The 19,891-nt window shown below is 71.1% G+C and carries 19 protein-coding genes and 1 tRNA gene; 8 read left to right on the top strand and 12 right to left on the bottom strand.

Going from position 1 to position 19,891, the window contains the following annotated elements; translation table 11 throughout:
* Positions 1 to 180 precede the first annotated feature (180 nt).
* The 3 genes from ACWDEW_RS46370 to ACWDEW_RS46360 all read right to left on the bottom strand — a co-directional run bounded on the left by ACWDEW_RS46370 (position 181) and on the right by ACWDEW_RS46360 (position 4,135).
* A complete protein-coding gene (locus tag ACWDEW_RS46370) occupies positions 181 to 1,527 on the bottom strand; it encodes an alpha/beta hydrolase family protein (protein ID WP_450522034.1) in 1,347 nt (448 codons plus the stop codon).
* Between the two features lie 365 nt (positions 1,528 to 1,892).
* Positions 1,893 to 3,281 carry a hypothetical protein gene (locus tag ACWDEW_RS46365; RefSeq protein ID WP_450522032.1) on the bottom strand — a complete coding sequence of 463 codons (1,389 nt, stop codon included), beginning with the start codon at positions 3,279 to 3,281 and terminating at the stop codon, positions 1,893 to 1,895.
* Between the two features lie 71 nt (positions 3,282 to 3,352).
* Positions 3,353 to 4,135, bottom strand: coding sequence for a DUF4097 family beta strand repeat-containing protein (locus ACWDEW_RS46360; RefSeq protein WP_450522030.1), 783 nt, complete (start codon positions 4,133 to 4,135; stop codon positions 3,353 to 3,355).
* Positions 4,136 to 4,339: 204 nt separating this feature from the next.
* Between ACWDEW_RS46360 and ACWDEW_RS46355 the strand changes: the two genes are divergently transcribed.
* Positions 4,340 to 4,414 (top strand) — tRNA-Val (locus tag ACWDEW_RS46355).
* A 14-nt stretch (positions 4,415 to 4,428) separates the two neighbouring features.
* Here the strand turns inward: ACWDEW_RS46355 and ACWDEW_RS46350 are convergent.
* On the bottom strand, positions 4,429 to 5,178 hold the full coding sequence (locus tag ACWDEW_RS46350; protein WP_450522028.1) for an HAD family hydrolase: 750 nt from the start codon (positions 5,176 to 5,178) through the stop codon (positions 4,429 to 4,431).
* 68 nt (positions 5,179 to 5,246) lie between these two features.
* On the opposite strand from ACWDEW_RS46350, the gene ACWDEW_RS46345 reads away from it, so the two are divergent.
* The gene (locus ACWDEW_RS46345) at positions 5,247 to 5,648 is read left to right on the top strand and encodes a hypothetical protein (RefSeq protein WP_450522026.1); all 402 of its coding nucleotides are present in this window, start codon (positions 5,247 to 5,249) and stop codon (positions 5,646 to 5,648) included.
* Between the two features lie 29 nt (positions 5,649 to 5,677).
* Here the strand turns inward: ACWDEW_RS46345 and ACWDEW_RS46340 are convergent, their stop codons facing one another.
* Positions 5,678 to 6,073, bottom strand: coding sequence for a nuclear transport factor 2 family protein (locus ACWDEW_RS46340; RefSeq protein WP_450522025.1), 396 nt, complete (start codon positions 6,071 to 6,073; stop codon positions 5,678 to 5,680).
* A 45-nt stretch (positions 6,074 to 6,118) separates the two neighbouring features.
* Positions 6,119 to 6,475, bottom strand: a complete 357-nt coding sequence (locus ACWDEW_RS46335) for a hypothetical protein (protein WP_450522023.1) — start codon at positions 6,473 to 6,475, stop codon at positions 6,119 to 6,121.
* Positions 6,476 to 6,602: 127 nt separating this feature from the next.
* On the opposite strand from ACWDEW_RS46335, the gene ACWDEW_RS46330 reads away from it, so the two are divergent.
* Positions 6,603 to 7,106: a GNAT family N-acetyltransferase gene (locus ACWDEW_RS46330; RefSeq protein ID WP_450522022.1), complete on the top strand. Its 504-nt coding sequence runs from the start codon at positions 6,603 to 6,605 to the stop codon at positions 7,104 to 7,106.
* 8 nt (positions 7,107 to 7,114) lie between these two features.
* Here the strand turns inward: ACWDEW_RS46330 and ACWDEW_RS46325 are convergent, their stop codons facing one another.
* Positions 7,115 to 8,020 carry a ketopantoate reductase family protein gene (locus tag ACWDEW_RS46325; protein WP_450522020.1) on the bottom strand — a complete coding sequence of 302 codons (906 nt, stop codon included), beginning with the start codon at positions 8,018 to 8,020 and terminating at the stop codon, positions 7,115 to 7,117.
* Between the two features lie 121 nt (positions 8,021 to 8,141).
* On the opposite strand from ACWDEW_RS46325, the gene ACWDEW_RS46320 reads away from it, so the two are divergent.
* Complete coding sequence (locus ACWDEW_RS46320) at positions 8,142 to 8,360, top strand: DUF2277 domain-containing protein (protein ID WP_450522059.1); 219 nt, start codon at positions 8,142 to 8,144, stop codon at positions 8,358 to 8,360.
* 173 nt (positions 8,361 to 8,533) lie between these two features.
* Here the strand turns inward: ACWDEW_RS46320 and ACWDEW_RS46315 are convergent, their stop codons facing one another.
* Positions 8,534 to 9,175, bottom strand: coding sequence for a DedA family protein (locus tag ACWDEW_RS46315; protein ID WP_450522018.1), 642 nt, complete (start codon positions 9,173 to 9,175; stop codon positions 8,534 to 8,536).
* A 219-nt stretch (positions 9,176 to 9,394) separates the two neighbouring features.
* Here ACWDEW_RS46315 and ACWDEW_RS46310 point away from each other — a divergent pair, with 219 nt between their 5' ends.
* Positions 9,395 to 9,931 (top strand): superoxide dismutase family protein, encoded by a 537-nt coding sequence (locus ACWDEW_RS46310; protein WP_450522016.1) that lies wholly within the window; start codon positions 9,395 to 9,397, stop codon positions 9,929 to 9,931.
* On the opposite strand, the gene ACWDEW_RS46305 is transcribed toward ACWDEW_RS46310, so the two are convergent.
* From ACWDEW_RS46305 to ACWDEW_RS46295, 3 genes are all read right to left on the bottom strand, one after another.
* Positions 9,903 to 11,870 (bottom strand): FAD/NAD(P)-binding protein, encoded by a 1,968-nt coding sequence (locus ACWDEW_RS46305; RefSeq protein WP_450522014.1) that lies wholly within the window; start codon positions 11,868 to 11,870, stop codon positions 9,903 to 9,905. The two genes, ACWDEW_RS46310 and ACWDEW_RS46305, sit on opposite strands and share 29 nt — an antisense overlap.
* A 164-nt stretch (positions 11,871 to 12,034) precedes the next feature.
* A complete protein-coding gene (locus tag ACWDEW_RS46300; RefSeq protein ID WP_450522012.1) occupies positions 12,035 to 13,663 on the bottom strand; it encodes an alkaline phosphatase D family protein in 1,629 nt (542 codons plus the stop codon).
* Between the two features lie 96 nt (positions 13,664 to 13,759).
* Positions 13,760 to 14,404, bottom strand: a complete 645-nt coding sequence (locus ACWDEW_RS46295) for an HNH endonuclease family protein (RefSeq protein WP_450522010.1) — start codon at positions 14,402 to 14,404, stop codon at positions 13,760 to 13,762.
* Between the two features lie 375 nt (positions 14,405 to 14,779).
* Here ACWDEW_RS46295 and ACWDEW_RS46290 point away from each other — a divergent pair, with 375 nt between their 5' ends.
* A complete protein-coding gene (locus tag ACWDEW_RS46290; protein ID WP_450522008.1) occupies positions 14,780 to 15,361 on the top strand; it encodes a TMEM165/GDT1 family protein in 582 nt (193 codons plus the stop codon).
* A 179-nt stretch (positions 15,362 to 15,540) separates the two neighbouring features.
* On the top strand, positions 15,541 to 16,206 hold the full coding sequence (locus ACWDEW_RS46285; RefSeq protein ID WP_450522006.1) for an HAD-IA family hydrolase: 666 nt from the start codon (positions 15,541 to 15,543) through the stop codon (positions 16,204 to 16,206).
* A 78-nt stretch (positions 16,207 to 16,284) separates the two neighbouring features.
* On the opposite strand, the gene ACWDEW_RS46280 is transcribed toward ACWDEW_RS46285, so the two are convergent.
* A complete protein-coding gene (locus tag ACWDEW_RS46280; protein WP_450522004.1) occupies positions 16,285 to 17,280 on the bottom strand; it encodes a peptidoglycan-binding domain-containing protein in 996 nt (331 codons plus the stop codon).
* A 157-nt stretch (positions 17,281 to 17,437) separates the two neighbouring features.
* Here ACWDEW_RS46280 and ACWDEW_RS46275 point away from each other — a divergent pair, with 157 nt between their 5' ends.
* Positions 17,438 to 19,519 (top strand): DHA2 family efflux MFS transporter permease subunit, encoded by a 2,082-nt coding sequence (locus tag ACWDEW_RS46275; protein WP_450522002.1) that lies wholly within the window; start codon positions 17,438 to 17,440, stop codon positions 19,517 to 19,519.
* Positions 19,520 to 19,891 lie beyond the last annotated feature (372 nt).

Raw genomic sequence — 19,891 nt, 5'->3', positions numbered from 1 at the left:
AACGAACACTCTAGCGCCATGCGATTACATAACCATCACACTTTCACGCCTGTTTCGTACGTGTGAACCAAACCACTCAGGGGCGGTCGACGTATACGACTCCACGGCGAGCCGAAGGGCGGGTCCACGAGCAGGACCCGCCCTTCGGCTGTCCGGCCGGCTGTCCGGCCGGCTGCCGGGTCAGGGGACGAAAGAGATCTCCGGGTACTTGCTGCTGGTCCCGTCGAGCAGGGTGCTGTGCTTCTTGAGCAGCTCCTGGTCGAAGAAGGCCGCCAGGTAGACACGCTGGACCGCGATCGCGCGGGTCGGGTCGATCGTGCCGTACTGCTGCTGGAGCTGCGCCTGGGAGAGCCCGAGCAGGCGCGCCTCCTGGGCCAGCATCCACTCGTTGTCGCTGAAGGACAGGTGCGCCGCGCCCTTGAGCTTGATGTCGACCTTGTATCCCTTCAGGTGCGACCACATATTGCGCCACGACGAGTCGTTGTTGCGGTTGTGGCTGCCGGAGCTGAAGAGCATGAAGGGGCGCTTCAGGTCTTTGTTCTGAGCCGTCCCGAAGAACTGGCCGTCCAGGTTGGCGCCGGCGAGGATACGGCTGTCGAGCTGCATGGAGGTGGCGACCGCCCCGCCGCCCAGCGACCAGCCGAACATCCCGATCTTCGTCATGTCGACCGACTTCGTCAGCCCGGTGGGGAGCGTGGCGTGGCCGGCGTCCGGGTTGCCGCCCGTGCTGAGCGTCTTGAGCTGGTTGATGACGAACTTGATGTCGGCCGCGCGCACCTTGAGCGTGTCGGAGGAGTGCGTGCCCGCCGGCATCTTGTTGACCTCGAGCCGGTTGCCGGGGAACTGCACCTCGTTGGCGTCGTGGGTGTGGTCGACGGTGACGACGAGGTAGCCGCGGCTGGCGAGATCCTGGACGAGGGCGGTGCCCATCGCGCGGTCCGAGTGCAGCCCGGTCGAGTACAGCAGGACGGGCAGCTTGCCGAGCGAGGTGTTCACCGGGGCGAGCACATGACCCGCCGTGGTCGGCAGGGTCACCAGCTGCGGCGACAGCCCGCGCGTGGCGAGGAAGTGGGTGCCGGAGATCGACGGCATCCACGGCGCCTGGTAGTGCCCGGACGTCGAGGTGGCCGGATACCAGAGCGACACCATCAGCTCGCGGGAGGTGCTGCCGGACACATACGGGTCCGGACGGGTCTTGTCGACGAGGTGCAGGCCGACCATGCCCACGCTGTACTTCCCGCTCGGGGCGGGAATCTTGAGCTGCAGGGCGGACGCGGCCTTGCGGCCGGCCGCGAGAGTCTTGGGCTGTACGGCGGCCTTCTTCTGGCCCAGCGGCTTCTCGTCGTTCTCGGGCGCCCAGGGCGCGCTCGTGGCGGACGAGGACGCGGTGGGCGCGGGCGTGGCGGACGACGACCCGGTGGCCATCGCCGAGGTCAGCCCCACACCCAGTGCAACGGCCAGCGCACCCGCAGAGCCGACCGCTACGGCGATCAATCTGCGACGGTGGCGCAGGCGGCGGTGATTCATGAAACCCCCTCGTGGGTCAGCGATCACAGAACGGGCGATCGACTGCCGCACACCGTACCGTGACGGCGGTCGACCCATCCGAGCGCCCCGGACGACTGCCGGACCAACCCCAAGTGGCCCACAAAGAAGCCGAGTTGGCAGGGAAGGTGTGGTTGACCACCCATTGACCCGGACCGGGAGCAGGGCCACCGGCGCCGAGGCCCAGGTCACAGCGACCACCACGCCGGTCATCACGACCACCTGCCGGACCTGCTCGTGGGTCTCTTCCGGGCAAGCGGGAAAAGGGAGTTAGCCGAGGTGGGGGAGCCGACCGGGAGGCCGCCGAGACCGCTGCGGGACGTCCCCGCAGCCGCGTGGGGACGACCTCAGTGCCCGGGCGTCCCGCGCTCCTCGCGGATCTGGCCGACCACCCGCGCGACCGTCTGCCGTACGGCCTCCGTCTCGGTCAGGAAGTGCCAGTAGTCGGGGTGGCGGCCCTCCAGCGTGGTGATCGCGCGGTCGAGGCGGGCCACGGCGTCGTCGAGCGGACGGGCGTGCCGCGGCTCGGGTGTGGTCCGTCCCGACATGGCCAGGCGCTGGGCGTCGCGGATCGCGAAGCGGGTGCGGTCGATCTCCTGCTGGGGGTCCTTCTGTACGGCGTTCAGCCGCCGCAACCGGTCACCGGCCGCCGACACGGCCTCGTCGGTGGTGTTCAGCAGCGCCCGTACCGTCGACAGCAGTGACGTGGCGTCCGGCCAGCGCTGCGCGTCCCGCGCGGCCTGCGCCTCCTTCAGCTTCAGCTCGGCCTGCCGTACGTTCTCGCCGGCCTGGTCGGGAACGTGCTGGAGGTCCTGCCAGCAGGCGGCCGAGAACCGCCGCCGCAGCTCGCTCAGCACCGGGTCGACCTGCCCCGCGCGGGTGGTCAGCGCCTGTGCGCGGGTCCGCAGCGACACCAGCCGGTGGTCGATCTCGGCGGCCCGCTCGGGCAGTTGACCGGCCTCGGCCGTGATGGCCTCCGCCTCCCGGGCGACCTGCGTGGCCCGCTCCAGCGTCTGCGGCACGCCATGCTGTCCGGCGCCCTGGTTCAGCTTCGTCAGCTCCGGCCCGAGCTTCGCGAGCCGCCCGGCGAGATCGTCGGCCCGCAGCCCCGACGCCCGTACGGCGTCCAGCGCGTTGCTCGCGGCCAGCAGCGCCTGCCGGGCCCGCTCCACGGCCGGCGCCAGCCGCGCGAGCTGCGTCTCCGCCTTGCCGAGCAGCGGCCCGAGCCCGCTCTCGAACCGGTCCAACTCCTGCTTGACCTGGCCGAGTTGGTCCTTCGCGGCGGTCAGTTCGGCGCGGGCGCGGTTCGCGGCGGCGGCCTCCAGGTCGTCGCGGTCGAGGTCGTGCGCGTCGACGGCGTTGATGTACCGGCCGCTCGCCTCGTCGATCCGCCTACCCAGCGCCTCGAAGTCGGTCACCGCGCGGCGCGCGGCCGGCGAGTCGTCGACCGCGGTGATGGTGTCTATCGAGATCCGCAGATCCCGCTGCGCGGTGTCCAGCTCGTAGAACGCGGCGGCCGCCGCGTCCTTCGCCGCCTGCGCCTCGGCCCGCTGGCTCTCCGCCCGCCCGCCGAACCAGCGCCGGGTGCCACCGCCCGCGAACGCGGCGGCCAGCGCGGGCGCGGCGAGCAGCGGCAGGCCGATCAGCGTGAGGGTGTCGAAGGCGGCACGGGCGGCCGTGGAACCGCGCCGGGACCGTGTGAGCGGCGAATACGGCTGCGCAGGTGTCGCCGTCACATCCCTCTCCCGTGTTGTGCGTCCTGACCGTTGTCATTCTCCCACCGGTAGAGGACGAACACACGGGCCGGTCAGTTCGCGTTCTGCACCGTGACTTTCCCGTCGCTCGTGCGGGCGCTCACCACATGGGAGCTCGACGAGTCCCGGGGCACCGACACATCCACTCCGCCGTCCCCGGTCTTGGTGGTCACCCGGTACTTGGCGCCGCCCTTCGGCAGCGCGATCGTCACCGACCCGTCCCCGCTGTGGGACTCGACCAGGTCCGGTACGACTCCGAGTTCCAGGTGCACCGACCCGTCACCGGTGGTCGTGCGCACCTCCCGGGACGACACCTCGGCGTGCACGGACCCGTCCCCGGTGTGCAGCGTCAGCGGCCCGGTCGAGTCGGTCACATGCACGGAACCGTCGGCGGTCCGCACACTCAGCGCGTCCTTGAACCCCCGCGCCCGCACACTCCCGTCCCCGTCCTCCACCTTCACGGAGACCCCACGCGGCACCTCGATCCGGTGCTTGACCGAACAGTCGGCGACCACCCCGGAACACTTCAGCCGCAGCACCAGCCGGTCGCCCTTCATGGCCCAGGTCACCTTGGGATCCGAACCGAGCGCCACGCTTCCCTGCCACCACCGGGTGACCTCGATCTTCCCCGCCGGATTGGAGTCCGAGGCGACGACTTCGAGCGCCGAGTCGTCCGAGTCGACGGTGAGCGTACGGCCGGACAGCGCGAAGGTCCGCTGATCGGGGTGCTTGTCGTCACTGGCGGAGGCACCGGCGCACGCGGTGGCCCCCGCGAGAAGCAGGGCGACGCCGGCGGTAGCGGTGAGGACACGGCGGCTGCTGCGGCTGCGGGTCACGGTGATTTCCCCTTGGGACGATCGCGGAGTCCCGGTGACTCCTACGGCTCCCCCCGACCGTAGAGAGCCGCGTCCCTCCGGGGCATCCGGCGCACTCCCGGACCCGGGGTGGGGAAAACCCCCGACCCCTCTCCGGCGAGATACGACCGGGGATACGGGTTTGCAGGACAGGCCCCCCGGCAATGTAGGCTGTCGACTCGTCCTGGGCGCGTAGCTCAGGGGTAGAGCGTCGCCCTTACAAGGCGAATGTCGGCGGTTCGAAACCGTCCGCGCCCACCAGGATCAGCAGCGGGTCAGAGGCCTTCCGGGGAGTTCTCCGGGAGGCCTCTTCCTGTGGTCGGGGGCGACGGAGTCCACATGGAGGCCACATCCCCGTCGAGGATGCGCCGCACAGCCGGGCGTAGCCCGTCGCGGGCCGGGTCGACGAGGACGGCGGGGGTGCCGAGGGCCTCGGCTCCGGCGATGTCGGCCACCGGGTTGTCGCCGACCATCCAGACCCGTTCGGGGCGCCCCGCCAGGTCCAGGGCCGTCTCGAAGATCCGGCGGTTCGGCTTCTCCCAGCCGATCAGCGAGGAGTTGACCACGGTCGCGAAGTGTCCGGCGAGGCCGAGGTCCCGGAGCAGGCCGTCGAGTTCCGGGACGTGGTTGCTGACGACGACGTGGCGCCGGCCGGCCGCGGTCAGTTCCGTCAGCGCGGCGGCGGTGTCGGGGAAGACGGTCCAGCGGGTCGCGTCGGTGGAGTGCGCCCGTACGCCCCGCGCGGCGCGGGCGGCCGGTTCGGCGGCGACGCCCGCGCCGACGTAGGCCTTCACGAAGAGCGGGTGAAGGGCGTCCCACCAGGCGTCGGGGGTGTTCAGGGCGGGATGTCCGGTCTCCGGCCGATGCCAGGAGAATCCGTCGTGCAGCCCGGGGGCCAGGTCGGCGCGGGTCACGCCGTGACCGGGAGCGATCTCGGTCAGTGCCTCCACCAGGGAGCCGGGCCACCTGCCGTCCCTGAACGCCAGGGTTCCGTCGAAGTCCCACAGCACGACGCTTCCGGTCACGCGCGGGATGCTACGGAAGCCGCCGGAAGGCGCTCGCGGATTCCGGGGGCGGTGGGCAGGATGGGCTCATGACTCAAGCTGGCGCCACGTCCTCGGGTTCCGTGTTGTCCCTGTGGTCGAAGGACTCGGTGTTGTCGATCGGTTCGGTGGGGTCGGTGCTGTCCATCGGGTCCGTCGGGTCGGCGCTGTCCGTCGGGTCGATCGGGAGTTCGCTGTCGGCCGGGTCGATCGGCTCGGCGCTGTCGGTGCTCTCGGCGGGCTCGTGGCTCAGCACCGGGTCCGTGCTGTCCGCGCAGTCGCGGTGGTCGGTGCTGTCGTGGCGTGCGACGCGCGGCTTCCGGGCGGTCGGAGACGCGGCGGGGACCGGCACCGGGGTCCGTTTCGGCGGGGTGCCGGTCGTGGGAGCGGTGGGAGTCGCCGGGGCTGTGGCCGCCCTGGTGCTGGCCCAACGGGCGCTGCGCAGGCCGTAGTGCGGAGCGGCGGGGGCGGGACTCAGGGCTCAGGACCAGAACTCGTTCGCCTTGTCGATGTCCTCGACGCACTCGTCGAGGTCCGTGATCTTGTCGCCGAGGATGCGGAAGACGATGCCGCCGGTCTCGTCGATGCGCCTGCCGTCGCGCTCGGCCGTGAAGCGGTGGAGTGTGACCGCGTGGCCCCGGCCGTCGACGAGGACGTTGCGCAGTTCGACGCGCAGGGTGCCGTTCGTCTGCGCGAAGAGCTGCCCGTACATGTCGATGGTCGCGTCCAGGCCCTTGAAGTCGCCGGACAGCGGGTGGGTGCCGGGAACGTGGTGCGTGACGTCCGAGGACATCAGCGAGCGCAGGGTGTCCATGTCGCCGCGGACGAAGGCGTCGTAGCCCTTGCGGACGAGGAGTGCGTGCGGGTGGTCGGCCATGATCGATCGCCGCCTCTCAGTTGCTTCGGCGATATGCGGCTCAACTCACCCATTGTCCGCCTTTTCGTCCTGCGGTGGCGCCTCGTGGGCGTGCTTCAGCTTCATCCGTGATTCCACCCGCTCCGCCGCGGTGACCTCCGTCCAGAAGCGGTGGCCGCTGACGAAGACCGCGAGCTCGTGCTCGCGCTGCCGGAGCTTCTCCACCTCGGCCTGTTCGTCGGGCGTCCAGCCCGGGGAGGCGGGGCGCTCCACCTTGCGCCAGCCGCCCGTGTCGCTGAACCCGTCCAGGGGCTCGACCGACCAGGGCAGCCGCTTCAGCAGGGTCGCCAGCTCTGCCCGCACCTGATGCAGCTCCTCCTGACCGGCGAGGAGGTCGCTAGGGAAGTCGTAGGTCGTTGCCACGCGCTAATGCTACGCCTGTTCGAATTTGGGTCGCGAGTTCCTTCCGGGACTTCATACGAACGGGTGTGGGCGGCCACGGCGGCCGGAGGAGCCGGCGGTGTCGGTGGGGCCGCCTACTGTGGCCGGCATGGACATGGAACGGGTGCGGCTCCGGCCGTGGGCGGACAGTGACTTCTGGTTGTTGGGGCGGCTCAACAGCCCTGAGATGACCGAGCACTTGGGGGGTCCCGAGACCGAGGCGCGGATCGAGGTCCGGCATCGGCGGTACGTCGCGCTGGAGCCGGGGCGCATGTACCGGGTCGAGTCGGCGGGGAGCGGGGAGACCGTCGGCTCGATCGGGTTCTGGGAGCGGGAGTGGCGGGGCGAGTCGGTGTGGGAGACCGGCTGGGGCGTACTGCCTGAGTTCCAGGGGCGCGGACTCGCCGCCCGTGCGGCCCGCGCCCTCGTCGAGGAGGCGCGGGCCGCCGGTCGGCACCGGTATCTGCACGCCTTTCCGAGCGTCGACCATCCCGCGTCCAACTCGGTCTGCCGGAAAGCCGGGTTCACCCTGCTCGGTGAGGCGGAGTTCGAGTACCCCAAGGGGCACTGGCTCACCTCGAACGACTGGCGGCTCGACCTCGAAGAGGCGTGAGCCGCCGGTCAGTTGGTGTGCGGCTTCGCCAACTCCCTTACCAGCCCCGCCGTTACCGGTACCGCGATTCCCTTCCGCTCCGCCGCCCGCAGCAACGCCCCGCCGATCGCGTCCAGTTCGAGCGGGCGGCCCGCCTCCGCGTCGCGCTGCATCGACGACTTGGTGCCCGGAGGGAACGTGTCGTAGCGGGCCAGCGCCCCCGCCGGGTCGGACGGGCCGCCGTAGGAGCGGCTCACCGCCGCAGTCTCCTCCAGCAGGGCCGTCAACTCCTCGCGGTGGCGCGTGCGTACGTCGCCGAGGGGGAGACCGTAGCGGGTCGTGAGGAGGGCCAGTGGGGCCAGGAACGTCATCTTCGCCCAGAGTGCCGCCGTCTCGTCGGGCAGCACTCGGGTCGTGGGGCCGGCCGCGCGCAGTGCGGCCGCGAGTGCGTCCAGGCGTTCGCGGGGGACCGGGTCGCCCGTCACATCGATCTCCGCGAACGGGCTGCCGTGCTCAATCACCCCCGGGGCGACGCGAGTCGACTCGACGCGGATGATCGCGGGGGCGACCTGGGCGGGCGGGTAGTGGGCGCGCAGATGGGCCGGGTGTTCGACGCCGTTCAGGAACGGGACGAGGAGGCCGTCGCCGAGTGCCTGTGCCGTGACGCGGGCGAGTGCCGGGTCGAGTGCCGTCGCCTTGACCGTGATCAGGCAGGCGTCCACCGGTTCGCGCAGTTCCGTGTCGGCCTCCACCGGTGCCGTGAAGTCCCCGAAGGGGGCGCTGCGGACCTGGATTCCGTTGCTGCGGAGGGTGCCGGCCGTTTCTGCTCCGGCCAGGCAGATCACCCGGTGGCCGGCCCGGGACAGTAGCGCCGCGAGCAGGCCGCCCACGCCGCCGGGGCCCAGTACGGCCACGGTGAGTTCGTCGTTCGCCATGTTTCCGGTCCTTTCGTCGGTCGGCCCCGTGCGTGGTGACGGTGGCCGCCTCGGCAGGATCATCGCAGGTGTGTTCGGGGGAGTGGCGGCGGTATCGCTCTCGGGGCGCGAGACTGGACGTATGTGCCGCAGTATCAAGACTCTTCGACCGCCCGCCCTGCCCGACGAGGCCACGGAGGAGGAGATCCGCGCCGCCGCGCTGCAGTACGTGCGCAAGGTCTCCGGGTTCCGGGCGCCCGCCGCGCACAATCGCGAGGTCTTCGACCGCGCGGTCTCTCTGATTGCCGATGCGACTGCTGAGCTGCTTGCGGGGCTTGAGGTGAGGGGCGCTACGCGGTGAGTCCGTGATCAAAGTGCGGGCCGGTGGGGGCTGGTCGCGCCCACGCGGCGGAGCCGCGCATGTCACGGCCCCGCGCCCCAAAAGGCGGTCGCCTTCGGCGCCCGGCCTTTACAGCGCGACAGCTCCGGAGCCCAAAGCCCTTGCGGCGCTACAGCTCCGGCGCCCCGGCCCCTCTACGGCGCGGCCGTCGCCTCCGGCGCCCCCGGCTGTCGTCGCATCACATACGCCGCCCCCGCCCCCGCCCCGAACAGCGCCGTCAGCGACACCCCCGTCGCGAGCCACGTCGCCCCCAGCCACTGGGCGCCGTAGTAGCCGAGGGCCACGCTGTACGCCGCCCAGGACAGGCCCGCCAGGGCCGACCAGGGGAGGAAGTCGCGGGCGCGGCGGTGGGCGGCGCCCGCGCCGAGGGAGACCACCGAGCGGCCGGCGGGGGCGAAGCGGGCCAGGATGACGAGGGCGCCGCCGCCGCGGGCCAGGGCGTGGCCGAGACGTTCCTGCGCGCTGGTGAGCCGGCGGGAGCGGGAGATGGCGCGGTCGAGGCGTTCGCCGCCGAGCCAGGCCAGCCGGTACGCCACCAGGTCGCCCAGGACGGACGCGGCGGCGGCCGACGCGATCAGGGCCAGGATGCTGGGAACCTCGTGCGGGACGGGCACGGCGTCGGTCGCCGCGCCGGTGCCCGCTGCCGCCGCCGTGGCCGCCGCGATGACCAGGACGCCGCTCGGCAGTACCGGCAGGAACACGTCGAGCAGCACGGACAGGGCGATCATGGCGTAGATCCATGGGCTGCCGGTCAGCGACCCCACACTCTCGAACAACGCGGCTCCCCGTGAACTCCCCCGTGGGCCGCGGCAAGGACGGCCAGTGACAGCCATACAGCGTACGCCTGGGTGGGGACAGGAGATTCACGGGGGGCGCGTGTGATCGGCACAGCTTGTTCACTCGGCTGCCCCGTCCCGAGGGGCGGGGCGGGCGTGCATCCCGTAGCAACGTAAAGGGGCTCCAAGTACACCTGAACGTGAGGAACGGTACACATCATGGTGGCAGGCATGTGCGCGGGCGCCGTCGTCGCGGCCCTACTGGCGAGCGGCGGCACCAACACCGGTGCCCCGGACGGCTACTCGATGCGGACGGACGCGCGGTTCGCGCCGGTCGGCGCCCTCGTGCCGTCCGCGGCGGTGACGTACGACACGAAGCTCGTCCCCGCCGCCGCGTGGATCGAGGTCGGCCAGCGCACGACGGTGGGCGGTGCCACGACCGTACGGCTGCGGGTCGACGGGATGGTGCCGGGGCATGCCTACGCCGTTCATGTGCACCAGAAGCCGTGCGGCGCCGACCCCGCCGCCGCGGGCGGGCACTTCCAGCACAGGCCGTCCACCGATCCGGCCGACGTCACCGCCGACAACGAGGTCTGGCTCGACTTCACGGCCGACGAGCACGGTGCCGGTGAGGCGAGCGCCCATCACGACTGGAACTTCCGGAAGGGCGAGGCGTCCTCCGTCGTGATCCATGACATGCCGGGCAGCAAGGTCCGTGCCGCCTGCTTCACCGTGCCGTTCGGCTGGGCTCCCTGAGCCGGGCATACGACGACCAGGGGCGGGCGTCGGCCGACGGCGTCCGCCCCGTCGTCGCGACCCGGAGCACGGCTCGTGCCACCGCGTCCGCGTCCGACAGCGTGACCGAGTCGACGCCGGGTCGGGCGCCCGCCGCGGTCACCCAGTGCACGCCCTCCGTGGGCACCCCGAACGCGAACCGCCGTGCGTGCGCCCGTCCCTGACGGTCTATCAGGTTGTACGGGCGCGCTGTCACATCCAGCCCGCCCGTCTCGTACCCGTCCACGGTGTGCGGCCGGCACCCGCCCGTCCGCAGCAGCCGGCCGAGCAGCGGGTCGGCGGTGCGGCGCAGGTCAGGTTCGGGGAGGCGTGCTTCCACGAGCGTGGCCACCCGCACCGCCGAGCCCGGTATCGCCGGCGAGCGCGCCACCCAGGCGCCGTCCGCCTCCCGCACCTCCAGCCGCGGCCCGAGCACCTCCACCGTGCCCGCCGCCACCAGCGCGGCCAGCTCCTCGATACGGCGCCGGGGCGGGCCGATGGACAGGAAGGCGTTGAGCGGGGTGTACCAGCGGTCCAGGTGGTCGCGGCGCGAGTCGCCCGCGAGGCCGCGGTGGTCGACGACCAGCCGGAGTTCGTTGCGCAGATCGCGCAGCACGTCCAGGGCGGCCTTGAGCGGGCCGTCCACATTGCCGAGCGCGGCCTGCCCGGCGTCCTCGCGCAGATACGCCAGCAGCCACTCCCGCCAGGCCGCCGGGTGGGCGAGAGCACGGTCCGGGTACGGGCGGGACAGCCGGTCCCAGCTCCAGCGCCCGGCTGCCGGGATCCCGAACTCGTCGAGTATCAGGGCCTCTTGGGGATCGCGGTGCGGGACGGCGAGGAAGCGCCCGGTGAACTCCGCCTCCGCGCGCCGGGACGGCGGTAGCGGCCGTAGCGTTCGTAGGAGAGTGGAGTAGTAGACCGTCTCCACCTCCTTCGCCACCAACGGCCATATCTCCGTCAGGAATTCGGGTGCCTCGCCGGAGTCGGCGCGTTTGCGGAAGGCGGCTGCGGCCTCGGGGGTGAGGACGAGAGGGGTGTGGCGACCGTGCGGGCCCTTCGCGTTGTCGCCGCGGGCCTGGTACGGGATGCCTCGGCGTGAACCGGCGTACAGGCGGGGCTCGTTGCCCGAGGGCAGATAACGGAGCGAGCCGTCCTGCGCGCGGACGAAACGGCCACCCCGGCCCGTCGTCAACAGGGCCGTGTGGTCGAAGAAGTTGAGGCCGAGGCCGCGCAACAGCACTGGTTCGCCCGGCCGTACGGCGGACAGGTCGGCGTCGGCCGGGTTGGCGGGCGGGAGATGGCGCAGGCCGTGGTGGCAGGCGTAGGCGGCGAGGCGTTGTTGGGCCGGGTCGCCGAGCGTCGGGAGGTGGCCCTGGGCCAGGACCACCGCCGAAAGGGCGGACAGGGTGCGGCCGTTGTCCAGGGTGAGGGACTGGCGGCCGTCGGACGTGTCGTCGAGACGAATCGCGCTCGCCCGGTGTGTCGCGACCTCGACGGAGGCGGGTGCCTCGCGGACCGTGCGGGCGAACACCCACTCCAGATAGCGGCCGTAGTGGGCCCGTGTGGGGTAGTCGTCGGGGCCGAGTTCGGCGGGCGCCCACTCGTGCAGGCTCGGGCCGGGGCGGATCGGGCCCGAGCAGTCGACGCTGTCGTCGGTGAAGAGGGTGACCTGGGAGGCCACGGTGTTCATCAGCAGCTCCGGGGACTGCGCGGAGCGCCAGACGCGGCCCGGGCCCGGGGGTGCCGGGTCGACGACGTGGACGGTGAGCCGGGTGCCGGGCGGGAGGAGTTCGGGAGCCGAGGCGCAGAGGCGTTCCAGGACGCTGGTGCCGCGCGGACCGGCGCCGACCACGGCGACGGAGACGGCGACGGAGACGGAGGCGGATACCGGTTCGTCGTCGGACGCGTTCCCTGCAGACAAAGACACGTTCACTGCAGACAAAGGGGGGACTCCCGGGCGTGTGGGGCGCAATGGAGTGGACCGCCCACCGGAAGCGGACGGTCCGCCTCATCATGCCCTCAGCGACGTCACGGGGATGTCAGCGGGGAGGACGGAGGGATGTCAGCGGCAAGGACGGAGGGATGTCAGCGGGAGGTCAGAGGAGACTCCTCGACGGTTCTCAGCGTCCCGTCCGCCCGCGCCTGCTCCAGCCGCAGCCGGGCCGAACGGCCGCGCAGCGTAAGGGTCATGAGCTGGTTGCCGAACCAGGGCCCGCCCGTCTTCCGCCACGTGACCGAGGGGTCGGCGCAGTGGCCGTGCCGGGTGAAGCGGCGGCCCAGGCCGCGGGCGACGGCACTCCAGCCGAAGCGGAAGCCGACCCGTATGTACGCCGGGATGGAGTTGTGGACGGGGGAGCAGGTCAGCTGGAGGACACGCGAAGTCGGGCCTTCGGTACGCCACTTGGGCTCCGCGACGTACGCGTGGTGCACGTCCCCCGAGAGCACGAGCACCGACGCCGGTGCCGCCTCCCCCGACCCCACCTCGGCGATCAGCCCCGCCAGCTCCTCGAAGGAGTCCGGGAACGCCGCCCAGTGCTCCAGATCGGCGGCCCGCCGCAACTTCTCCCCGAACTCGGCCCAGCGGGAGCCCCGTTCGCCCCGGCACAGGGCCGCGTCCCAGGCCTCGGCGTCGTGCACGAGGTGCGGCAGCAGCCAGGGCAGCGAGGTCCCGATGAGGAGATGGTCGTAGGAACCGGGTTCGGCGAGCGCCTCGGTGCGCAGCCAGTCGGCCTCGCCGGGGTCGATCATCGCGCGGTGCTGCTCGTCGAGGACGCGGGCCGCCCTGCTGTCCACCATCAGCAGGCGTACCCGGCCGAAGTCGCGGCGGTAGCTCCAGCGGACGGAGGCCGGGTCGGCGTCGGCCTTGCAGGCGAAGGCGCGGAGTTCGTCGGTGCCGTCCGGGGTGTCGCGGACCGCCGAGTAGAGGGGATCGGCGGCCAGTTCGGCGGGGGAGAGGTTCCCCAGGTGCTGGTGCACCCAGTACGACATCAGCCCGCTCAGCAGCCGCTCGCGCCACCACGGGGTCTCCCGCATGTCGGCCAGCCAGGCGGCGCTGGTGTTCCAGTCGTCGATCACGTCGTGGTCGTCGAAGATCATGCACGACGGCACGGTGGAGAGGAGCCAGCGGATCTCGGGATCGAGCCAGGACTCGTAGTAGAGGTGCGTGTACTCCTCATAGTCCGCGACCTCGCCGCCGGGCGGCTCGGTCAGGTCGCGGCGGGCCGACAGCCAGTGGCGGGTCGCGTCGGAGACCTCGTCGGCGTACACCTGGTCGCCCAACAGGAGGAGTACGTCCGGCCGTTCGGCCTCCGGGTCGCGCGCGATCCGCGAGGCCAGCGTGTCCAGGGCGTCCGAGCCCACCGGATCGTGGCCGTCGGCGGGCGGCGCGGCCCACCGGCAGGAGCCGAACACGACGCGGACCGTGCCGTCGGCGTCCGGCGCGTGGATCGTGGAGGGCGGGAACGGCGAGTCCGGCAGCGGCCACACCCGCGCACCGTCCAGGAGGACGTCGTACGGCGTCGAGGTTCCGGGTGTGAGGCCCTCCACCGGCACCAACGCGTAGTGATGGCCCGCGACTTGGAAGGTGCGGGCCGTGCCGCCGGCGCCGTCCGCGCAGCGCACCTCGGCGGTGCACGGACGGCTCGCCTCGACCCATACGGTCGCGGACGAGCCGTCGGCGTAGCGAAGCAGTGGTCCCAGGCGCAGTCCGGCCACGGTTGATCACCTTCCTCCGTCGCCCCGTACGGTACGGAACGACGGAGGTCAGTGGCCAGGGTTCGAGATCGGCAGTTGGCCGCGATCAGCCGGTGATCAGCAGCTGGCGAGGTAGTTCGTCAGCGCGGTCTTCTCGGCGGTGTCGACCGACAGGCTGTAGTAGTACTTCACCTGCACCCAGGCGCGGACGTACGTGCAGCGGTACGAGGTGAGCGACGGCATCCAGGTGGCCGGGTCCTGGTCGCCCTTGGACTGGTTGACGTTGTCCGTCACGGCCAGGAGCTGCGGACGGGTCACGTCGTTGGCGAAGGCCTGGCGCTGTGCGGTGGTCCAGTTGCGGGCGCCGGAGTCCCAGGCCTCGGCCAGCGGGACGAGGTGGTCGATGTCGACGTCCGAGGCGGCGGTCCAGGTGGCGCCGTCGTAGGGGGAGTACCAGCTGCCGCTGGTGGAGACGCAGGCGGAGTCGGTGACGACGTTCGTGCCGTCCCGCTTGAGGATGTACTCACGGGTGTTGCAGGTGCCGCTGATCGTGATCCAGGTGGGGAACAGGTCACGCTCGTAGCCGGTCCGGACCTCGGTCGCGACGGTGAGCGAGGCGAGGTAGGTGCGGGCGGTGGCGGCGCTGACGGGCGTGGGGAGGGCGGCGGAGGCGGTCGGGCCGTTGAGGAGAGCGACGGAGGCTATGAATCCGGTAAGAGCCGCGAGTATGCTCAGCCGTCGACGCGCGTAGAACTTCGGCATACGAACTCCCTTGTGGTGGGGGGATGTTGGAGTGCGAGCGAAGGAATGCTTGCGGTGCCGTGTTGCGGTCGGGTGTGCGTTTGGTAAGAAGTTAGTGACGCGAGCATGACAAGACAAGGTTTACGGTCGAACTTCTCGTCGCGTACAGTTGTCGGCGCAGAAGGGGAGTAGCTCTTCGCCGGACCGTCGACATACTGCTCAGCTCGTCTGAGCCGGCGCCCGGAGGCGGATCCGTCGCGTCGAAGCGCGCGGATCGGCCAGCGAGACCTTCGGTAAAGCAGTGCACCAGATAGTTTTCCTGTGTGCTGCCGTGCCGAGGTGCCCGCGGACAGCAATCACACTCTCGGTGGGGCAGCCCCGACCGATTGAGGAACCTTGATCAGCATCAGCGTGACGGCGCTAGTCTTCGGCGTCGTCTTTCTCGCCGAACTCCCCGACAAGACCGCGCTCGCCGGACTCGTCCTCGGCACCCGCTACCGCGCCTCGTACGTCTTCGCCGGCGTCGCCGCCGCGTTCCTGCTGCACGTGGTGCTGGCGGTGGCTGCGGGGAGCGTGCTGACGCTGCTGCCGCAGCAGCTCGTGGCCGCCGTCACCGGAGTGCTCTTCCTGGGTGGGGCCGCGGTGCTCCTCTTCAAGAAGGGTGACGACGGGGAGGAGGTCCGGGCGCCGAAGGATCAGTCCTTCTGGAGGGTCTCCGGCGCCGGTTTCATGCTCATCCTGGTCGCCGAGTTCGGTGACCTGACCCAGATCATGACGGCCAACCTCGCGGCCCGCTACGACGACCCGTTCTCCGTCGGTCTCGGCGCGGTGCTGGCGCTGTGGGCGGTCGCGGGGCTCGGCATCGTGGGTGGAAAGGCGCTGATGAAGCGCGTGCCGCTGAAGCTGATCACGCAGATCGCGGCGGTGCTCATGCTGGTGCTGGGGGCATGGAGCCTGTGGGAGGCCGTGACCGCCTGAGCTGAACGGTGAGTGAACTGTTTCCGGGGATGGTGGCGCGATGCCGGTCCTGTTTTGTACCGTAGAGAAACAAAGTGGCTCCCGTCCGTTTTCCCTGACCGGCGGACGGGGCCACCTTGTCCCTCCGGGGGCCACCCCGCACCCCCTCTCCGTTCCGTTCCGTTCCTTGGAGCCTGCCGATGACGGCCACCACCGTGCTCACCGCCCGCGCCCTCCTGCTGGACATGGACGGCACCCTCGTCGACTCGCACGCCGTCGTCGAGCGGATCTGGCGGCGCTGGTCCGAGCGGCACGGACTGAACCCGGACGAGGTCATGAAGGTCGTACACGGCCGGCAGGGCTACGCCTCCATGGCGCTGCTGCTGCCCAACCGCCCCATGGAGCAGAACCACGCCGAGAACGCCCGCATGCTCGCCGAGGAGACCGCCGACGTCGAGGGCGTCGTCCCGATCCCGGGCGCGCCGGAGTTCCTGGCCTCGCTGCGCGGGCTGCCGCACGCGCTGGTGACTTCGGCCGACGTCGCGCTCTCCGCGGCGCGGATGGGCGCGGCCGGGCTCGAACTGCCCGACGTCCGGATCACCGCGGAATCCGTCGGCGCCAGCAAGCCCGACCCCGAGGGCTTCCTCAAGGGTGCCGCCGAACTGGGCATCGCACCCGCGGACTGTGTCGTCTTCGAGGACTCCGGGGCGGGGATCGCCGCGGGGCGCGCCGCCGGGATGCGTGTGGTGGGGGTCGGGCCGCAGGCCGCGTATCACCGGCCGGATGTGCTGGTGCGGGATCTGCGTGCGGTGCGGGTGGAGGGTGTGGGCGGTGTGGGCGGGGAGATTCGGTTGTCCGTGGGGTAGGGGGTAGCGGGGTCGTGGGGTCGTGGGCGTGCGGTAGAGGGGCGTGCGGTAGGGGCCGGTGGGCCTAGAAGCGTTGTGTCACGGCTCTGTCGTCTCCGACTCCAGCTTTGCCCGTGTCGCCGCCCCGTACACCCCGAGCGTGTCGGACTGGATGCCGCGGGCCAGCTGGTAGGTGCGTACCGAGGCCTGCACCTGCTTGTCGAAGACGCCGTTGTCGGGGCCGGTGTACAGGTTCAACTGGGCCAGGCGGAGCTGGAGTTCGGTGACCTCGGGGCCCTCGTCGCCGCGTTGCAGGACCGGGGCGGTGCTGCTGCTGCCGCCCTGCCGTTCGGTGGCGGACGCATGCGACGCCGTGGCGCTGGCCGTCGGGGTCGGGCTGGCGGCCGGGGACCGTGACGGTGTGGCGGACGGGCTGCTCGTCGTCGACGGGGACGGGCTCGCGCTGGGCGTCGGGGACGGGGACGCCGACGTCGGCCGCACGGACGTAGAGGCGCTCGTGGACGGTGTCGACGATGCCGCGCTCTTCGACGCGGTCGGGACGCTCCCCCGTACGTCCTGGGGGGCCGCGTCGTCCCGTGACGGCGGCTCGTACGAGAACACGCCGCTCGCGAAACCGGCCGCCGCGACCACTGCTACGACGGCTCCCGCGGCGGCGAGGAGTACGGTGCGGCGGCGTCGGCGGGGCGGGTGGTCGGCGTCCGCGTCGGCCTCGGCGTCCGCGGACGGTTCCTTGAGATCCCCGTCGCCCTCGAACAGGCTCAGGTCGTTCATGTCCGCGGCCGTCGGTGGCACGGCGCGCAGTGGCATCGTCTGCTCGACCGCCGGCAGTTGTTGCGTCTCGCCCTCGGGTGGTGCCGGGGGCCCGGGCGCGGGCCGCTGCTCCTGTGGGGTGGCGTCCAGTTCCACATACGGTCTGATCCGCAGCGGGTCGAAGTCCTCCGCCGCTGCCGCCTGCGCCGTGCGCGCGTCGCGCAGCGCGTCCGACGCCCGTTGGGTGCAGGTGCAGGACGGGGAGCCGTCGGCTGCCCGCGGCGCCCCGCACTGCGGGCATATGTGGCCTTTCGCCTCGTTCACGTGTTCGTCCCTCCCCATCGGACTCCCGAGGTTATGCGGATCTCCTTCACGCCGTCTCCTCCGACCCCCGGAATGACCGCTTCCATTCGGACTCGACAGGCCGTAACGGGACACACCGATCACCATGGATGTGTAACGAGAGCCTCGGGAGGTCTTCATGGCCGGCGATGCGCACGGTATGACAGGGAATGTGCACGACGCGCAGCCACCGGAGAAACCCCCTCGGCGGGGCGACGCCGCCCAGGAACACGTGTCGGGCAACGTCCTCGTCTCCATCGGGGCACTGCTCCTCGGGCTGCTGCTCGCCGCCCTCGACCAGACCATCGTGTCGACCGCGCTGCCGACGATCGTCAGCGATCTCGGCGGGCTGGAGCATCTGTCGTGGGTGGTCACGGCCTACCTGTTGGCCTCGACCGCCGCGACTCCGCTGTGGGGCAAGCTGGGCGACCAGTACGGGCGCAAGCGGCTGTTCCAGATCGCGATCGTGATCTTTCTCGTCGGGTCCGCGCTGTGCGGGGCGGCGCAGAACATGCCCCAGTTGATCGGCTTCCGGGCGCTCCAGGGCTTGGGCGGCGGCGGGCTGATCGTGCTGTCGATGGCGATCGTCGGCGATGTCGTCTCACCGCGTGAACGCGGGCGCTACCAGGGGCTGTTCGGGGCCGTCTTCGGTGCGACGAGTGTCCTCGGGCCGCTGCTCGGCGGGCTGTTCACCGAGCATCTGAGCTGGCGGTGGGTCTTCTACGTCAACCTTCCGGTCGGTGTCGTGGCCCTGGCGGTGATCGCCACCGCGCTGCACATTCCGCGCAAGTCCACCCGGCATGTCATCGACTACCTCGGTACGTTTCTCATCGCCGCCGTCGCGACCTGCCTGGTGCTCGTCGCCTCGCTGGGGGGTACGACCTGGGGCTGGGGGTCGCCGCAGATCGTCGGGCTGGCGGTGCTTGGTGTGGTGCTGGCGGTGGGGTTCGTGGTGGTGGAGCGGCGGGCCGCCGAGCCTGTGCTTCCGCTCAAGTTGTTCCGTGTGCGCACCTTCTCGCTGGCCGCCGTCATCAGTTTTATCGTCGGCTTCGCCATGTTCGGCGCGATGACCTATCTGCCGACCTTCCTCCAGGTCGTCCAGGGCATCTCGCCGACCATGTCCGGCGTGCACATGCTGCCGATGGTGTTCGGCATGCTGATCTCGTCCACCGCGTCCGGGCAGATCGTCAGCCGTACCGGCCGGTGGAAGGTCTTCCCGATCGCGGGCACTGGTGTTACGGCGCTTGGCCTGCTTCTTCTCCATCAGCTTGACGAGAACAGTTCCACGGGCGAGATGAGCGCCTACTTCTTCGTCTTCGGGCTCGGACTCGGCCTGGTCATGCAGGTGTTGGTGCTGATCGTGCAGAACGCCGTGTCGTACGAAGATCTTGGCGTCGCCACCTCCGGCGCGACCTTCTTCCGGTCCATCGGCGCCTCGTTCGGTGTCGCCATCTTCGGCACGATCTTCGCCAGTCGGTTGGACGACAAGCTTGCGGATGCTCTTCGGGGTGCCTCGTTGCCCGGTGGCGTCACGGCGGACAGGCTTGAGTCCGATCCGCGTGGCATCTCCCAACTGCCGTCCGCTGTACGGCCGGAGGCCCTGCACGCGTACGCCTCGTCGATCACGGACGTCTTCCTGTACGCCGCCCCCGTCGCCCTCGTCGGCTTCGTCCTGGCGTGGTTCCTCAAGGAGGACAAGCTGCGCGGCTCGGTCACGGCACCGGACCTCACGGAGACCCTTGCCAGCAACCCGGTTCAGCGGTCTTCCTACGACGAGGTGTGCCGCGCGCTGTCCGTGCTGGGTACGCGGGAAGGCCGCCGCGAGATCTACAAGACGATCACCGCGAAAGCGGGCTACGACCTTCAGCCGGCGGCCAGTTGGCTGCTGCTGCGCATCAGGCGGGACGGCTGGGCGGAACCCGGTGTGCTCGCCGAACGCAGCTCCGTGCCACTGTCCGTCATCCTCGCCGCAGTCCGGCAGATCGAGGGGCGGCAGCTGGCCGTGCGGGAAGGGCTGGACCTGCAACTGACCGATCAGGGGCGGGAGATGGCCGACCGGCTGGCACAGGCCCGTGAGGAGTCCCTCGCGGAGACGCTGGGGGACTGGTGGGGGCCCGATCGGCCGACCGATCTCGTCCAGTTGGTGAAGGAGCTCAACGGGGAGTTGTGCGGGTCGGACCGGGAGCAGCCGCATAACGGGGCGGTGACTAAGGTCGGTTGAGGGGTTTGGGGTGGTGTGGGGCGGTGCGGGGCGGTGTGGTGGTGTGGGGTGGGCGGGGCTGGAAGGTGTTGCGCAGGTGGGGCGGTGTGAGGTGGGTGCCGGGTTGGTGAGCTGGTGGGGGTAGGTGCCGGGTGGCTGGGCCGGTGCTGAACAGGTGCCGGGTTGGTGGGCTGGTGGTGGACAGGTGCCGGGGTGGTGGGCTGGTGGTGGACAGGCGCCGGGGGGAGCTGGGCCGGTGTGGGGTGGGTGCCGGGGGGAGCTGGGCCGGTGTGGGGTAGGTGGTAGGTGCCGGGGAGCTGGGCCGGTGGTGGGTAGGTGCCGGGTGGCTGGGCCGGTGCTGGAACAGGCGCCGTGCGCGCACCTCTTTTGGTT

Source organism: Streptomyces sp. NPDC001100, from assembly GCF_053598575.1.
Note: the sequence above shows the minus strand (reverse complement) of the source record. Positions and strands in the feature narration are given on the sequence as shown.